This is a genomic window from Nitrosomonas oligotropha, assembly GCF_900106555.1.
GTDB lineage: Bacteria > Pseudomonadota > Gammaproteobacteria > Burkholderiales > Nitrosomonadaceae > Nitrosomonas > Nitrosomonas oligotropha_A.
Map to the genome: position 1 here is coordinate 1 of NZ_FNOE01000046.1, position 15,407 is coordinate 15,407.

Annotated in this window: 14 protein-coding genes and 1 pseudogene; 6 read left to right on the plus strand and 9 right to left on the minus strand. The window is 49.0% G+C overall.

Annotated features, from left to right (window positions below; translation table 11 throughout):
- Both BLU57_RS16960 and BLU57_RS14710 read right to left on the minus strand, forming a co-directional pair.
- A partial coding sequence (locus BLU57_RS16960) for a helix-turn-helix domain-containing protein (RefSeq protein ID WP_176776394.1) occupies positions 1-155 on the minus strand: 155 nt, incomplete at its 3' end.
- A 352-nt stretch (positions 156-507) separates the two neighbouring features.
- The gene (locus BLU57_RS14710) at positions 508-2,112 is read right to left on the minus strand and encodes an ABC-F family ATPase (protein ID WP_090322518.1); all 1,605 of its coding nucleotides are present in this window, start codon (positions 2,110-2,112) and stop codon (positions 508-510) included.
- A 731-nt stretch (positions 2,113-2,843) separates the two neighbouring features.
- On the opposite strand from BLU57_RS14710, the gene BLU57_RS14715 reads away from it, so the two are divergent.
- Complete coding sequence (locus tag BLU57_RS14715; protein WP_143026998.1) at positions 2,844-4,286, plus strand: hypothetical protein; 1,443 nt, start codon at positions 2,844-2,846, stop codon at positions 4,284-4,286.
- Between the two features lie 239 nt (positions 4,287-4,525).
- Here the strand turns inward: BLU57_RS14715 and BLU57_RS14720 are convergent.
- Positions 4,526-4,642 (minus strand): annotated as a pseudogene (locus BLU57_RS14720) (ATP-binding cassette domain-containing protein); the annotation flags it as partial.
- A 358-nt stretch (positions 4,643-5,000) separates the two neighbouring features.
- Here BLU57_RS14720 and BLU57_RS16340 point away from each other — a divergent pair.
- The 3 genes from BLU57_RS16340 (at position 5,001) to BLU57_RS14730 (ending at position 6,514) form a co-directional block, all read left to right on the plus strand.
- A complete protein-coding gene (locus BLU57_RS16340) occupies positions 5,001-5,432 on the plus strand; it encodes a hypothetical protein (RefSeq protein ID WP_218131688.1) in 432 nt (143 codons plus the stop codon).
- A gap of 38 nt (positions 5,433-5,470) precedes the next feature.
- Positions 5,471-5,842, plus strand: coding sequence for a hypothetical protein (locus BLU57_RS16345; protein ID WP_218131689.1), 372 nt, complete (start codon positions 5,471-5,473; stop codon positions 5,840-5,842).
- Between the two features lie 186 nt (positions 5,843-6,028).
- Positions 6,029-6,514 carry a VOC family protein gene (locus BLU57_RS14730; protein WP_090322523.1) on the plus strand — a complete coding sequence of 162 codons (486 nt, stop codon included), beginning with the start codon at positions 6,029-6,031 and terminating at the stop codon, positions 6,512-6,514.
- A gap of 129 nt (positions 6,515-6,643) precedes the next feature.
- Here the strand turns inward: BLU57_RS14730 and BLU57_RS14735 are convergent, their stop codons facing one another.
- Positions 6,644-7,261 carry a glutathione S-transferase family protein gene (locus BLU57_RS14735; protein ID WP_090322525.1) on the minus strand — a complete coding sequence of 206 codons (618 nt, stop codon included), beginning with the start codon at positions 7,259-7,261 and terminating at the stop codon, positions 6,644-6,646.
- Between the two features lie 283 nt (positions 7,262-7,544).
- On the opposite strand from BLU57_RS14735, the gene BLU57_RS14740 reads away from it, so the two are divergent.
- Together BLU57_RS14740 and BLU57_RS14745 are read left to right on the plus strand one after the other, a co-directional pair.
- Positions 7,545-7,994, plus strand: a complete 450-nt coding sequence (locus BLU57_RS14740) for a hypothetical protein (protein ID WP_090322528.1) — start codon at positions 7,545-7,547, stop codon at positions 7,992-7,994.
- A 140-nt stretch (positions 7,995-8,134) separates the two neighbouring features.
- On the plus strand, positions 8,135-9,061 hold the full coding sequence (locus tag BLU57_RS14745; protein ID WP_218131690.1) for an endonuclease domain-containing protein: 927 nt from the start codon (positions 8,135-8,137) through the stop codon (positions 9,059-9,061).
- A gap of 175 nt (positions 9,062-9,236) precedes the next feature.
- On the opposite strand, the gene BLU57_RS14750 is transcribed toward BLU57_RS14745, so the two are convergent.
- The 5 genes from BLU57_RS14750 to BLU57_RS14770 form a co-directional block, all read right to left on the minus strand.
- Positions 9,237-11,435, minus strand: coding sequence for an endonuclease/exonuclease/phosphatase family protein (locus BLU57_RS14750; protein WP_090322533.1), 2,199 nt, complete (start codon positions 11,433-11,435; stop codon positions 9,237-9,239).
- A 63-nt stretch (positions 11,436-11,498) separates the two neighbouring features.
- Positions 11,499-12,449, minus strand: a complete 951-nt coding sequence (locus BLU57_RS14755; protein ID WP_090322535.1) for an alpha/beta fold hydrolase — start codon at positions 12,447-12,449, stop codon at positions 11,499-11,501.
- A complete protein-coding gene (locus BLU57_RS14760) occupies positions 12,446-12,838 on the minus strand; it encodes a hypothetical protein (protein WP_090322538.1) in 393 nt (130 codons plus the stop codon). Before BLU57_RS14760 ends, BLU57_RS14755 begins: the two co-directional genes overlap by 4 nt.
- 128 nt (positions 12,839-12,966) lie before the next feature.
- The gene (locus BLU57_RS14765; RefSeq protein ID WP_090322540.1) at positions 12,967-14,220 is read right to left on the minus strand and encodes an L-lactate MFS transporter; all 1,254 of its coding nucleotides are present in this window, start codon (positions 14,218-14,220) and stop codon (positions 12,967-12,969) included.
- 297 nt (positions 14,221-14,517) lie between these two features.
- Positions 14,518-15,288, minus strand: a complete 771-nt coding sequence (locus tag BLU57_RS14770; protein WP_176776466.1) for a porin family protein — start codon at positions 15,286-15,288, stop codon at positions 14,518-14,520.
- Positions 15,289-15,407: the final 119 nt, after the last annotated feature.

Below are 15,407 nucleotides of genomic sequence, written 5' to 3' on the forward strand. Positions count from 1 at the left end.
TGTAGCCTGGCTCGTTTCAGTACGTCATAAATCGTTGGGCGGCTGACGTGGAAGTGTTCTGCCAGCTGAACTACCTTCCACAACCGGGTTTGATATAGCCGCCAGATTTCCTGACGATCCAATAATGTTAAGCGAGTGCGTTTGTGTATGTTCATCTACAGTATTCTCCTGAATACTGTAAACAACGCTAGGAATTCTTACAACTTATTATTTATAAACGAAGATTGTATTTTCCTGCCAATGCGCATGGTATTCCATCATCGTAACCAGCGTAAGGCGAAAGCTGAAAGCGTTCCGCCGAATGAACGTGTTTCATCCGCATGATTTATTCTTTCGTATGATTCCACCGGATGAGCGTGATGGCGGTATTGGATGATAGGTTGGCGCTGGTTTTAATTTGTTGGCGGAGCGCCTTTCGGGTATCCGTTCTACGAAACTGATTTTTCGCAGCAGATGGAATGAAGCGGCTAACCAAGAAAACTCAGTGTTACCGCTGATTGCTCTTTCTCACTCAATCCCTTGCGAACGCAAATAATCCTCGTAATTGCCCTTGAAGTCGTTGATGCCGTCCGGTGTCATTTCCAGAATGCGGGTGGCCAGCGAGGAGACGAATTCGCGGTCGTGGGAGATGAAAATCAGCGTGCCGGTATATCGTTCCAGCGCGCTGTTCAGCGATTCGATCGATTCCATGTCCAGGTGATTGGTCGGTTCGTCCATCAGCAGCACATTCGGTTTTTGTAGGATCAGCTTGCCGAACAGCATGCGGCCTTGTTCTCCGCCGGAAATGACTTTCGTGGATTTTTTGATGTCATCACCAGAAAACAATAATCGGCCGAGTGTACCGCGAATCGTTTGATCGTCATCGCTGCCTCGCCGCCACTGATCCATCCATTCCATCAATGACAAATCTTCCGCGAAATCGGCTGCATGGTCTTGCGGGAAATAGCCGGGATTGGCTTTCTCGGCCCATTTGATTTCGCCGGAATCCACTGCAAGGTCACTGGCCAGGCAGCGCAGCAGCGTGGTTTTGCCGATACCGTTCGGGCCGATGATGGCGACTTTCTCGCCGGCTTCGATATTCACGCTGAAATTCTCGAACAGTGGTTTGTCCATGCCGGAAAAATGCTTGCCGATGGCCTGGATGGAAACGGCCAGGCGGTGCAGTTTTTCCTTATCGTGAAATTCAAAGCGGATAAACGGATACTGGCGGCTGGACGGTTTGACGTCTTCCAGCTTGATTTTCTCGATTTGCCGCGCGCGGCTGGTGGCCTGCCGGGCTTTCGACGCATTGGCGGAAAAACGGCTGACGAACGATTGCAAATCGGCGATCTGCGCTTTTTTCTTGGCGTTATCGGCCAGCATACGCTCGCGTACCTGGGTCGAGACGGTCATGTAATCGTCGTAATTGCCCGGATAAATGCGCAGCTCGCCGTAATCCAGATCGGCCATGTGCGTGCACACGCTGTTCAAGAAATGCCGGTCATGCGAAATGATGATAATGGTGTTCTTGCTGGCATTGATGACATCCTCCAGCCAGCGGATGGTATTGATATCGAGGTTATTGGTAGGCTCGTCCAGCAGCAGAATATCCGGATTAGAGAACAACGCCTGCGCCAGCAGCACGCGCAACTTATAACCCGGCGCAATGGCGCTCATCAACCCTTGATGCTGGGTCGTGGAGATGCCAACGCCGAGCAGCAACTCCCCGGCGCGCGCTTCCGCCGAATAGCCATCCAACTCGGCAAACTCCGACTCCAATTCGGCAGCGCGCATGTAATCGTCTTCAGTCGCCTCCGGGTTGGCGTAAATCGCGTCGCGCTCCTGCTTGATACGCCATAAATCCGCGTGTCCCATCATCACCGTATCGATCACCAGGCAATCTTCAAACGCGAATTGATCCTGGCGCAACTTGCCCACCCGCTCGCCGCTGTCCACCGAAACATTACCGGAAGTCGGCTCCAGATCGCCGCCGAGAATTTTCATGAACGTCGACTTGCCGCAACCGTTCGCACCGATCAACCCATAGCGGTTACCCCCGCCGAATTTAACGGAAACGTTCTCAAACAGCGGCTTGGCGCCGAATTGCATGGTGATATTGGCGGTTGTAATCAAAACGGATACCTGCGGATGATGGTTGCTAGAAAGGGGCGCATATTCTAAACGTTTTTCAAGGGGTTTGCTGGGGTATGGTATGAGTCAATTCGATTCATTGCATGAAGCGGCGATTGGGGAGGTATGCTTTGTAAGCATGGAATTTTGAGGTATGGGTCTAAGATCTTCTGGCAATATATTGTGGTGAAATTTAAGACAGTGATAACCTCGTAAAAAATAAGGGGATAGAGTGAATGTTGCGGGATTAACTATTATGCTTAACGTAATAGATCACGTCATTTTGAACGCCTAATTTTAGTTAGATTTCAATGCTGTGGAATCCTGAAATCCTTAGCAAATTCCTGGCTCCCGGCATCACTAAATATCTCCGCGGACATACCTGATTTGTCGCAACTCTTTCCAGAGGCTCCGCATTGGATTAGCAATCACTTCCTGAACAACGTGCTCCAAGGTCACTGCAAGGACTGCTGGCGACAAGTGGTTTTGGCATACATCAGACGAGCTCAGAATGCTTTATTCGTCCCATAAAGCTGGATGAATTCTTCATGTGCAGAATGGGAATTGGAATAACTTAAAATGCTGGGTAATAACTCATAAGATTTGCACAGAAAAGTATACACATATGCTTTATTATTCATGGTTTTTAGTTTGACACTTCACGCGGTTTACGCTACTTTCTCCCTAAGCATTTTCGGGGGGTTATTTTTCCGGTACATACGACAGGACGCACCATGAAATCATCCAAAATAGCGCAGCTCGAACATCGCCAGCACCCCACTGCAAAATCACTTCGCACTACTTCAATGCCTCCGGAAGCCCGGTTTATAAACAATCGTCCGGAAAGCATCGCTCAGCGCAAATTGGCGGATTCGATCAAACATAGTCCGAGGCAGCTTGCTCAGAGTAAGACGACAAACTTGATCAAGAACAGTTCGAAACAACTTGCCCAACGCAAGATCCTGGAAACCCTGCAAGGCAGCGCTATTCTCTCGGCTCAGCACCGGCAAGCACGGGGCCGCGTGCAACCAACGATGCAAATGAAGGATGGAGTGTTTGCCAATGACGACCGAGGATCGGAGCAGGAAGCCGATAAGGCGGGAGAAAATGCGGTGCAAATGAGGCGTGATACTTCTCGTAAACAACCGGAACCACACGGCGTAATTCAGCGCGCCAAATATTCCATTGAGAAGCGGGTTGCGTTAACGACAGCGGAGAAGCCGTGGAAAGAAAAAGACGGTCAGTCAGCGAAGAAACGCGCGGTTGGGGCAATGCTGGCGACGCTTCGCGATGAGTATCCCTTGCCTTCCAGTTACAAAAAAACCCAAGATAATAATACCGATGACAATTTCCGGGGAAAAGATTTCTTGGAACGTAAGGCGCAGATTCTTAAAAGATTCGAAGATGTAGATGAGAGCGCGACCGATGTCATCAGCACGCGAGCCAGCATTGAAGGGGACAAGGAAGCCGGTAAGCGAAGAAACACTTCGCAAGCGGCCGATGTCAGCCGCATCGCTCCTGGTTTCAAATGGATTGGCGCGCATTTGATCAAACGGGAGTGGGGCGGCGCCGATAATATGTGGAACGTAGTGGCCTGGCCTCAGGAAGCCGAAGACAAATGGGCCGATCAATTTGAGAAATCCGTCGATACGGATGGACTATACGGCCGCGATCCCGGGACTGTCGGCATCGCTGTCATCAAAGAAGACGATACTATCGATCAAGGATTTATCGATGAGGTTGAGAAATTTTCCCTTAAAATCGGCTTCAACGATCCAGTGATAGCGGAAACTGCGAAACAGACAGGCAAATTTAAAGAAACCGTGGCGAAAAAACGCAATTACCTGAATCGCGCACTGGAAAGCATACCGGTCCATGCGGAAGGCACCAATAAGAAGGGAACTACGACATTGTCCACCGGTGAAACTCGCTACGATGAAGCGAAAGAAAGCGCCAAATCGGAATTCGCGGATACCGTGACGAATGCGCTGGCGGATACTTCCGAAATATCAAGGCACAAAAGTGATAAAACACCCATACCAAAAACGATGGAAGAAGCCGAGAAGGTAGAAAGCGGAAAGAGGCTTAAGGAAAGGCAAAAAGATTGGAAGGAAGAAAAACAAAACTACAGAGCCGACAAATATGAGTTCACCAATACCTTGTTTCCGGAAGGCTGATAATCACCGAGAAACATGGTTAACAATCGGGCGGCGAGTAACCTGCTGAGTTAACCAATTAATCGCATTGAATTTGCGATTCTCCACGATTTGCCAAAGAGTGCTTAAGGAAATCCTGAACAAGTGTCATTTCGAGTTAGATCGAGAATCTATTGTATTGATTATTAAAGATTCTCGCTGCATTCTGAATGACAATGCAAGTTATCCAGAGCTTTCCTAACCATTCACCCAAATGCCCCCAGAATCTTCAAGAACGTCGACTTGCCGCAACCGTTAGCGCCGATCAATCCATAGCGATTACCCCCGCCGAATTTAACGGAAACGTTCTCAAAAAGCGGCTTAGCGCCGAATTGCATGGTGATATTGGCGGTTGTAATCAAAACGGATACCTGCGGATGATAGTTACAAGAAAGGGGCGCACATTCTAAACGTTTTTCAATGGAATTGCTGGGTTATGGTGGGTGTTGATTAACGGAATCGACGATTCATTGTACGAAATGGCGGTTGATGGGTATGCTTAGCAAGCATGGAATCTTGGAGTAGGAATACAATACTTTCTTGCGATGAAGCTTGAAGCGGCGATAGTCTTGTAAAAAATAAGGAGATAGAATGAGTTCTGCAGAACTAGTTATTACGCTTGACGTAATACGCTTAGCAACGTCTAAATACAATTATGCACAAAAACCATGAGCCATGGGAATATTGAATAGAAATATGTTTCATTTGCTAATTGCTTTTCAGGGATGGCCAGATTCTGGTGGAACATTGTCAAGGAGCCGTTTTTATATAAGCGAAAATGATCCTGTCGGCAGTAAGTTTTATTCAAACGGTCAACTTAATCCAGAAAAACTAAAACAATATCCAGCACTTTTAGTTACCGAAACGGGAGGGAATGGGCCGCAATTTGCCAAAGTGGCTTATATCATAAATGTTACGTTCGGATACTCAGAAGTATCTATTCAGTACGCAGTTGATAATAGTATTTTGCCAATCTCAAACGTTGAGTTGGAAGGCTACTCGGTTGAATTACGTCTGGGACGTTTCGGTTTATCACATACATGCTGGACAGTATGCAATGTGACTTATATAAGCTTCTACTACAGAACCAACAAAAAAGGGCTGTTAGTCCAAAGGTATTTTCTCTAGAAGCAGCATACGTACAGGATGAAAACCTTGTTTCTATAATGATGCCCTTTAGTGCTGAATTTAATCCTGTATACGCAGCCCTACATCAAGCAACAACCTCAATAGGCTTTTCTTGCGTACGGGCAGATGATATTTGGGAGCACCATGCAATAATTCAGGATATCGTAAATATCATTGCTAGAGCCAAGGTTGTGGTTTGCGACTGCTCGGGAAAAAATCCTAATGTTTTCTATGAGGCGGGCATTGCTCATGCAATAGGCAAAGAAGTGATACTAATAACTCAATCTGAGCATGATATACCTTTTGACCTTCGCCACTTACGCCATATCCGTTATTTGCCAAATGGCGAAGGGCTTGCTGAGTTATCAACGTCGTTGCAAGCTAAGTTGCGTTCAATAAGAGGCTGGTAAAAATGCATAACTCGCATAAGGCGGAAGCTGAAAGTGTTGCGCCCGCATGATTTGACGAATCACCCTTCGGGCATCCATCCAATGAAGCTAAGCGCTCCGGCATTGCTCAACAGAACGTCAGACCCAATGCGGAACTCATCGAGGCCGTTCGGAATGTGTAACCTCTCAATTCAAAGGAGATATGACATGACCAAGATCGCAAAGAACACGATCTGTCTCTGGTACGACAATGATGCCGAGGGGGCTGCGCGATTTTATGCCGAGACCTTTCCCGGTTCGTCGGTTGGCGCGGTGCATCGCGCACCGGGGGATTATCCGTCGGGCAAAGAAGGGGACGTGTTGACTGTCGAGTTCATCGTCATGGGTATCCCGTGCCTCGGACTCAATGGAGGACCTGCGTTTACGCACAACGAGGCCTTTTCGTTTCAGGTGGCGACCGAAGACCAAAGTGAAACGGATCGTTACTGGAACGCAATCGTCGGCAACGGCGGGCAGGAGAGCGATTGCGGTTGGTGCAAGGACAAGTGGGGCATCTCCTGGCAGATTACGCCGGTTGCCCTGACGAAAGCATTCACCAGTCCTGACCGTGCAGCTGCCAAACGGGCGTTCGATGCGATGATGACGATGAGGAAAATCGACATTGCTCGGATTGAAGCGGCATTTCGCGGTTGAGAGGTGAACGGTCTGACAATTCAATTAAGCCGCGTAAAGCCGAAGCTGAAAGCGTCCCACCCGCAACCAAGGTACCAAGTCATGAATTAACACATGCCATCAGAACCAGCACGATAGGTTAGGATGGCATTAGGTGTGGGGAACAATTCCTGCTTTCTTGCACGCCGGTCTCGATAAAATCGTGTCCAAATACCGCGCCACATGGTCATAAGGCGAAAAATCGAATTCGCCGCTCAGCGCATAGGACAAAACACCCGCCATATTAATATCCGCGACGGTAAATTTACCGGCCACTAGGAAATCTTTACCGCCGAGATGGTTGTTCAATACCTCGAGCGGTTTCGTCAGTTTCTTTTCAGCCGCCTGGACGATGTTCGGATTTCTAACTTTCGCATCGAGAACCTTCCGGTGCAGAATAAGATCCACACAGGCAGTTTCCATTTGAGTGACCGCAAACAGGCTCCATTTGTAGATCTGCGCTTCGTCTTCCAGCCGGTCCGCCCACAGCTTCCCCGCGCCGTATTTTCTCGACAGATAAAAATTGATCGCGATGGCTTCGGTCAGCACCAGATCGTCATCGACCAGCGTAGGCACCTGCGCCAGCGGATTCAGCTTTAAATACCCGGGCGCGTATTTCTCTTTCTCGAATGGGTTTATCCGGGCATGCTGGAAATCCAAGCCCAGCTCCGCCAGCGTGAACAAGACATATTTCGCTCGTAACCATTCAATGCCATATAAAGTAATCATGTTTTCACCTTGAAACTAACGCTTGTAATTGCATCTCGGACTTATTATTGCATTTTAACGGGACTGTGATAGTGGGTGTTGATCCGCAGGTGCGTCTATCCATTGCATGGGAAGGCGGTTGGAGGGTAGTATGGAATTTTTGGTGTGGATCTATTGCCATCATAGCGATGAGACTTAAAACAGCAACAGTCTTATTTATAAGAAATAAGGAGATAGAATGAATATAACAGGTTTAGATATTACACTTGACGTAATCTATTACTTCATTCCGGACGTCTAATCAGTGATTCGAAAGATACTCATAGCAGGTCTTATTTTTTTCACTTTGTCTGCTTCTGCTGCCGAAAATGAACAAGCTGCTCTACAACATGAAGCGTACTCTGATGCCCAAGTATTAGGAAGATGTGCTGGATTCCTAGGTTTCATGAGTCAGCTCTACGCTGCTCAGAACCAGCTCATTCAAGCAGATGATGCTGCTCTAAAATCAAACGGTTGGCGCTTAGCAACAATGGGGGCACTACTTGCTGCTGGCTGGAGATCGGAGAATCTGGCTAGAACAGCGGATAGTATTTACGAAGGCGCAATTACAGGCTGGAGGGGGCGCTTAGAAATTACGGATTCCGATCTTTCATCTTCTCTCGACGAAGAATCAAAATTCTGTTTATCTCATAATCAATCTCAGGAAATCTATAGAGAGTTTCTGAAGCGAGTAGCTAATCAGACCGAAAATTAGTCGTGAATATATTGAACATAGTCAATCGTTTCATTCAGCCCCAAACAGAGTGAAGCGGCGAGTATCGAGCTGATTAAACTCAGGGTTAGGCTTAACGATAGGTTTTTAAAGATGCAATGAAATATCCAGGACAACCGAAGATGCCACCAAGTTGGTATAGGGATCGTAGCCAGTCATTTATAGAAGAACAATTCAACAATGAACTTGAAGGCTTAGCTGGGCTAATCGAAAAAGAGCATTGGTTCGGAGATCCAGAGAAGCACAGTCGTTATCGTGTCGATTTCATCTTGAAAGACGCACGATTAATCATTGAATTAGATGGGCACGAATACCATTCAACTAAAGAGCAACTGGAAAGAGACGCAGTCAGACAACGATATCTGACAAGAGCTGGGTATACAGTAATTAGATTCACAGGTAGGGAGATAAATCGAAATGCAGTGAGTTGTGTTGCCGAAGTTCGAGAAATCTACAAAGAACGTATGCAACGGGCACCATCGAAGTATCGAGTCATGTATATCGATTACCAATTTTTGGTTCGCCAAATGTCAAAAGCATTCGGCTTCTACAGAGATCTTCATCCTAATAGACCGCTGAAATTTCCTTCTTTGGAAGCATTTATCCCTCACGCAGTTGAGTGGATCCACGAAAAATCCTTTATTACGGCATTTGTTTTCCTCCCTCCTGAAGAGCAAGAGGAAATTGGTCACTTGGAAGGAGTGATAAAAGAATACGAGAAGGGCGAAGTCAGAATAAATATCGTTCCAGAAGAATGGTATGCGATAGAGCTAGGGGAACATATGATAAGTTTTTCTCACTTATTTGATGACTTCTACCTAGTAGCTGATGACCCTGTTTATATCGATCCATTACGGTCTGTGCTGCCTGAAGAGTTTAGTGAAGAGCAATTGGGCGAACATACCTTCAAGTATCTTTCTGGTGGAAAACTTCTTAGAAAAGGCAATGATGAGACTGCATTTGCAGGGACTGATTTGGCCAACGTTCGTTGGCAGGATGTTTGGTACCCAATTGGCGCATCAATGGGGCTTAAGACTTATGAGTTATGAGGTCAACTGCTACTGGAATTTGTGTTAACCGCCTAATTCGTTTAAGGCGGAAGCTGAAAGTATTCTGCTAGATGAACGTGCTGGTGACATTGGATAATCGATTAGACGGATCACCCTTCGGTCATCCGCCCCATAAGCTGAAAAAAACTGCCAAAACGATAAACGCATCACTACCTTACCGGTTCGGATTCCGGCTCAGTTTGTAACTAATCTGATATTCCGCGCCTTCCGCTTCGATGATGATCGACGATTCTCGTGTATTTTCACCTTTTTTCAATGCGGGGATCGTGGCGGTGAAGGGGCCGTCGTCGTCATCGCCGCCGTCGAGTTCGAACACGGTGATGTTGAGCCGGTCATTAAATGCGGTGTTTTTCGGGTAATAAGAGTTGAGCATGCGCCGTTCGTCATCGTCGAAATCTTCGTCGATGAAGTCGAGGAAGTTGGTGGCCATGTCGTCGGCGGTCATGGTGAGGTGGATTTCGTCCGCGCCGAGACCGCTTTGGTCTTCGATACTGTAGATTTCCAGGTGATTCAGGTAGGAAATGCTGTAGCGGTAACCGGCGAGGAATTCGAAATCCGTTGTCTGACTGCGTTCCAGCAGTATGTAAACATCCTGGATGTCGGCGGCGCGGTCGTAGCCGATCAAGGTGAGCTTGTCTTCATTGGTGACTTGCTCAAACGGCGCGGGGGCGGCGATGCCTTCGAACAGACTGAGGCGGATTTTCCGGGCAAAATCGTTTTGGATGTAAAACTCCACCCGGTAAGGATTGCCGCTCAACAGTTGTTCGGCTAGCGGCGCGCGGAACCAGCATTCGTCGTTTGCGCCGTTTTTCTGGCCGACCGGTAGCCGCGGATCTTTGGGGATGTCGTTCGGTTGCAGGCCGATGGCGAGGAAGCGGTTTTCACCGGTGTGCTTGATGAAAGAAAAAGCAATGTTGCCGGTGAATTTATCCTCTCTTTCAACGGCTTTCAGGCGGATGAACATCGGCCGGTGCACATCGACCTGATCGCCTATTTCGGATAGCTGGAATTCGTGTTGCAAACTGTTCAGCCAGTCGTGGTCGGGTACTAATTCTGTCCATTTGACTCGATTATACGGATCGATCTTGGTCGACATAGCATTCTCAAAATAAAACGCGGCTTCGAGATTGGGCGAGTAAGTGAACGTGTAAGTGCCCGGTTCGCGGATGTAAATCCATTGAAACACGCCGGGGGAAGGAATCTTCAGGTCGTTGGCGATATTGACTTTGACCAGTGAATCCGGCGCTTGAAAATGCACAAAACCGCTCTGGATTTTGGCTTGGTTCGGCGTGTTGTACGGAAACTGCCAATGCACTTGCGCCAAAATGCCGCGATGGTCGCTTTGGATTCTTTCGAATGCCATATCCAACGCGGAGAAATTCGACGGCAAAATCCGCATGTGCTGCGCGACCAGCCGGCGCGGCGTTTCGCCTATCTCATTGGTGCGTTGCTTCGGAAAGCAGATGTAATCCAGCCGCTCTTTCAATCCCGCGGGCAGATGCTCGCCTTCCTTCAGATTGGTGTTGGTCAAACCCGGATCGGCTTCCATGAAAGCACCCGGCGGCGTCATGAAGGTGCGCCAGCCGTCGATCAGTTGTCCGGTGAAAATCAGTTGGTTTTGCCGGAAGGGAATGCCTTGCGAGGCGTTGTTGTACGGGCCGCCGTTGTTGATAAACACATTGGTCCATTCGCCGTGGCCATCGGTGGAGTAAGGCGGCGTATCGCCACGGATGTTCAAATCACCCAGTACGATGACCTTATCCCAATTGGTGTTGTCTTCCGGCGCGCCGATGAGTTCGATCAATGCGCCCTCGATGACTTTCAATTGCCGCAGGCGGATGGTGTGGTGTTCGCCGACTTCTTCGTAAAACGCCTGCAAGTGCGTCAAAGCGATGGTGACGACCTCAAAGTGCAGGCCGGTGCTGATTTGCACGATGGCCACGCCTTTTTCCGCCAGACCGTCATTACCGGCGCTCATCGGGTAAAAAAGACCACTTTGATAGGGATAAAACCGGCTGCGGTTATTGGAAAAGTTATTGTCCGATGGCGGCAATTCGCGCAACTCGAATTTGCTGAATACCGCCAGTCCACCGTCGTCCAGATCGCCGCTGCCGCCGTTGAACGACACGATGAAATGCGGATACATGTCCTTGAGTCCTGTCTCCAGAATCTCCTTGGCATCTTCGTTATCCGCTTCGTTGAACACCACCACGTCGGGATGCTCGTCAAACGCGAAATTGGCCGGACCGAGCGCCTTGACCGCTGCTTTCGCGCGCCATTCGGCGTCGCTATGCGGGCCTGCGGGCCAGGCTTGCGCTTGGATGTTCATGGTCAGGATTCTGATATTTCTCATGATAGGGTCGCTCTCAACGGTGAATAATGGATCATGCCGGTCGATGGATATAGAAAGCCGTAGTTATGGCACGATGGCCGCGCGGTTCGATCCGGCTTCCAGGAAGCTGCGCAAGTGCGGCAAAAGCAGCGATGGCTTTTCTTCTTGCACGGCGTGACCGACGCCGCTCATGATGACGAGTTTCGAATCCGGTATATTTTCATGCAGCCGTTTGCCGACGGCCAGCGGTACGATTTCATCTTCCCTGCTCCAGATAATCAGGGTGGGAATGGTGAGACTGGCGTAGTTTTCCGAGAATTGCTGCAAATCGGTTGGCAGCATTTGCCGTACCGACGTGAGTAGCGCGTATTTGGCGTCGGGCTTGCCGAGATCGGCGGCATAGTGGTCGATGGCTTCTTGCGGAATCAGGTCATCGTTGAAATACACGATCTGCAAGAGATTCTTCACCTGGAAGGTATTGGGCACGGCATAAGTGATTAACGGTCCCAATACCGGGGTGGCGAGTATTTTTACGAAGCCGGGCAGTTCCTGCGGGTAGGCAACGCTGTCGATGAGTACCAGACTTTTTTGCAGCCCCGGATTGGATGCCGACAAATAGATCGATACTGCCAATGCGACGCCGCCACCATAAGAATGGCCAACGATGTGAAGATTCTTTAAATCGTTCTCGAGAATGAAGTTTCTGACCAGCCTGGCTTGTTCGTAAACGGAATATGTATCATCGCGCGGTTTTGGTGAATCGCCGAAGCCTTTCAAGTCAATGGTGATGACCCGGTTCTTTTGCGCCAGCGGTTCAATAACATGGCGCCAACTATAACTGCTTGCGCCGAAGCCATGAATCAGCAGTACCGGTTCGCCGGTGCCGGTGCTTCGGGATGCCAGTTCCAGCACATTGGTTTTGTCCAGATTCTGGTATTGCGTCCAGCCGGGAATATTTTTATCCATGACGGCACAACCGCCGGAGGCTAAAACCGTCAATAGCAACGCGAGTGCCAGCAGGGGATTTTTTTTCATTTCAAGGCGCGAATCAGTATCATCAGATCGAATACGGCACCCCCGCAAAATGAGAGTGCGCCAAAAATAGGCAATATTGCAATGATGTTGCAAGCTTTTTTTAGCCGTTGGGCTTCTTCGTCATTTTCAATTTTCATATGCCGTGGAATGGATAAAATGACATAACTGATCAGGTAAAGAAAAATGATGTTTCCGAGCGTGAGCGGCAGAAGATTGGTCAGATAGATTTCAACCGGACCGAGCGTTTGTTCCGGGCAATAGCCGCACTTGTCGATCAATTCAAACATCATGTCGCGTCTGGCGTTGATGAATTGAAAGAAACTGAGTGTCGTATTGACAGCACCCCATAAAGCCGCCAATAAAACAATCGGAAGTCCCAATTTATCCATTTGATTGCTTTCCCCTAATCATTCCTGGTTAAAGGTTATCACGGGGAGATTTAAAACGAAATGAATTGTTATCAGCCAGATCAACGGTGGCGGGGCGTGGAGCCGCTGCGTTATTAAGAGCAGCTAGTTCAAGTTGTTCGTTTGTCCGGCGCGTTGAGTCCCATCGCGGCAATCAGCATCCCGAGAACCGCTAACCCCGCGACAATGGCAAAGGCGTGCAAATAGCTGCCAGTGATGTCCTTGATGCTGCCGGACAACAGTGTTCCCAGAATGGCACCGGCGCCGTAGGCGGTAAACATCACACCGTAATTTTGCGCATAGTGCAGTTTTCCAAAGAAAATGCCGGTGGCGGTGGGCGCCAGCGCCAACCAGCCACCCAAGCACATCCACAGTACGCAGAATGCCACCAGATACAGCATGGCGTTGCCTTGTCCGAAAAAAAACAGCAGCAGAGATGCGCTCAGAATCAAGGTAAACGAAACGATTGCGGTGTGCTTCGGGCCGAGCTTATCGGTTAACGCGCCGAACAGTGGCCGCCCCAGTCCGTTGAATACCGCAAACAACGATACCGCAAGCGCTGCGGTGGGCGCGTCCAGCTGCGCCACTTCGGTGCCCACCGGCGATGCGATGCCGATCGCCATCAATCCGGCTAAGCAACCGATCGTGTATGTTGCCCACAGCGCATAGAAGCGGCGGGTTTTTAACATGGCTTGCCGGTTTAAATTCAAAGCGGGTGGTACCGGTGCGGCGGTCAGCGTGGCGGATGCGGTGGGATTCCTTGCATCCGACGGGAAACGCAATAACTGCGCCAGTAGGGCGATGACGATGGTGAATGCTATGCCAAGGTACAGAAACGTGTGCATGATCCCAATTTCGGGTAGCAGAATCATCGCTTTCATCAGCGGTGCGATCAGCAATGCCGATACGCCAAAACCCATGACAGTTAATCCGATCGCCAGTCCGCTGTGGCGTGGAAACCATTTGACCACGACGGCAATCGGGCAGCCGTACACAATGCCGACCCCGGCACCGCCGATGACGCCGTATAACAGTGTCAGAGTGGCGATATCCACGGAAAAGCTCGCCGCGATCCATCCGGTTCCCGCCAGTAAACCGCCGAGTGTGGCTGTCAATCTTGGCCCCCAGCGCTCGATCAGACTACCCGCCAGCGGCATTGCAACCGCAAATACCGCTAGAAACACCATGAACGGATACCCGCTTTGGCTCGACGAAATCCCCCACAAAACTTCCAATGGTTTCCGGAAAACGCTGAAGGCATAAATCGATCCCAGGCACACATTGATCAATAATCCAATCGCCACAAACACCCAGCGGCCTTTTGCCGCTTCCATACCGAATAATTTCAAATCGTGCCGGGTCATTTCAGTTTTTTATCCATTTTCTGTTTTTTTACCGCTGCTTTTTGCTGATCTTACCGGTTCTTGGTTTGCGCGGGGTGTTAATCCGGGCGATTGCTGCGATTACTGCACCAGGAAATTAACATGTTTTCCGGTGGGATAGTTAGTGTGCAGAGTAAAACGGTGTTAGTTGTATGCCATTGGCACTTGAACTGGATGATGCGGGTATTAAATCGGCTGACTTGCCCATTCGAGCGAGGTAAGTGACATTGCCACCTACCTCGCTGCATGGGACTTCAGATCGTTTGATGAATGTGAACGTTAGAAACCGATGCCTAAATAACCACCAGCCGTCAAGCCATCGACATTGATACCATCTTTTTTACCGCCCGTAATATGGTAACGAGCGTCGACACCGGCGTAAAAATCTTTCCAGACTCGATATTCCGCTCCTCCGGCAAATACAACGCCGGGAATAAAAAAGGAGGCTGACTCGCCAGGCGGGCTGATAATGTGCATACCGAAACCGGCCGGAATGATCCACGGCCTGAACCGGTTGCCTTCAAGAAACTTGATTTTGGGCGATGCGTATATGGATAGTTGACTGACTGTCACACTGTGAGGATTTAAAGTGCCGCCAATCAACTCAGTCGGCATATTGGCCAAGGCATTACCTTGCACATGTGAACTGAATTCTTTGTACTCGAACATTAATTCAGCTAGCACATTGGTTTTGGGTGCCAGATCCCAGGCATTTCTAGTGAGATTCCAGTCAAAGCCGGCGCCGAAATACCAGCCATTCTTATCGGGCCGGTCCTGTGCGCCAACAGGGACCACATCACTATGGAATACCATGCCATCGCGATGCTGCGAGCTATGCGCAAAGCCGCCGCGGAAAAATACCATATTGTTTTTCTTTTGATCTTCCGGATTTGCTTCTGCTGAACTTGCTGTTTGCGGGGTTTTCCCAACTTTTTCAGTTGGCTGAGGGTTTTGTGGGTTTTGCGTGTTTTGTTGAATTTTTTCAACTTTCCCAGCTACCTGCGAAGATTGAATTTTCAAGCTTTCCAGTTCATTTTGCATTGTTTGCATGCCACTCTGCATGGCCCGCAAACGTGTAAGAATTCCTAGCGTTGTTTACAGTATTCAGGAGAATACTGTAGATGAACATACACAAACGCACTCGCTTAACATTATTGGATCGTCAGGAA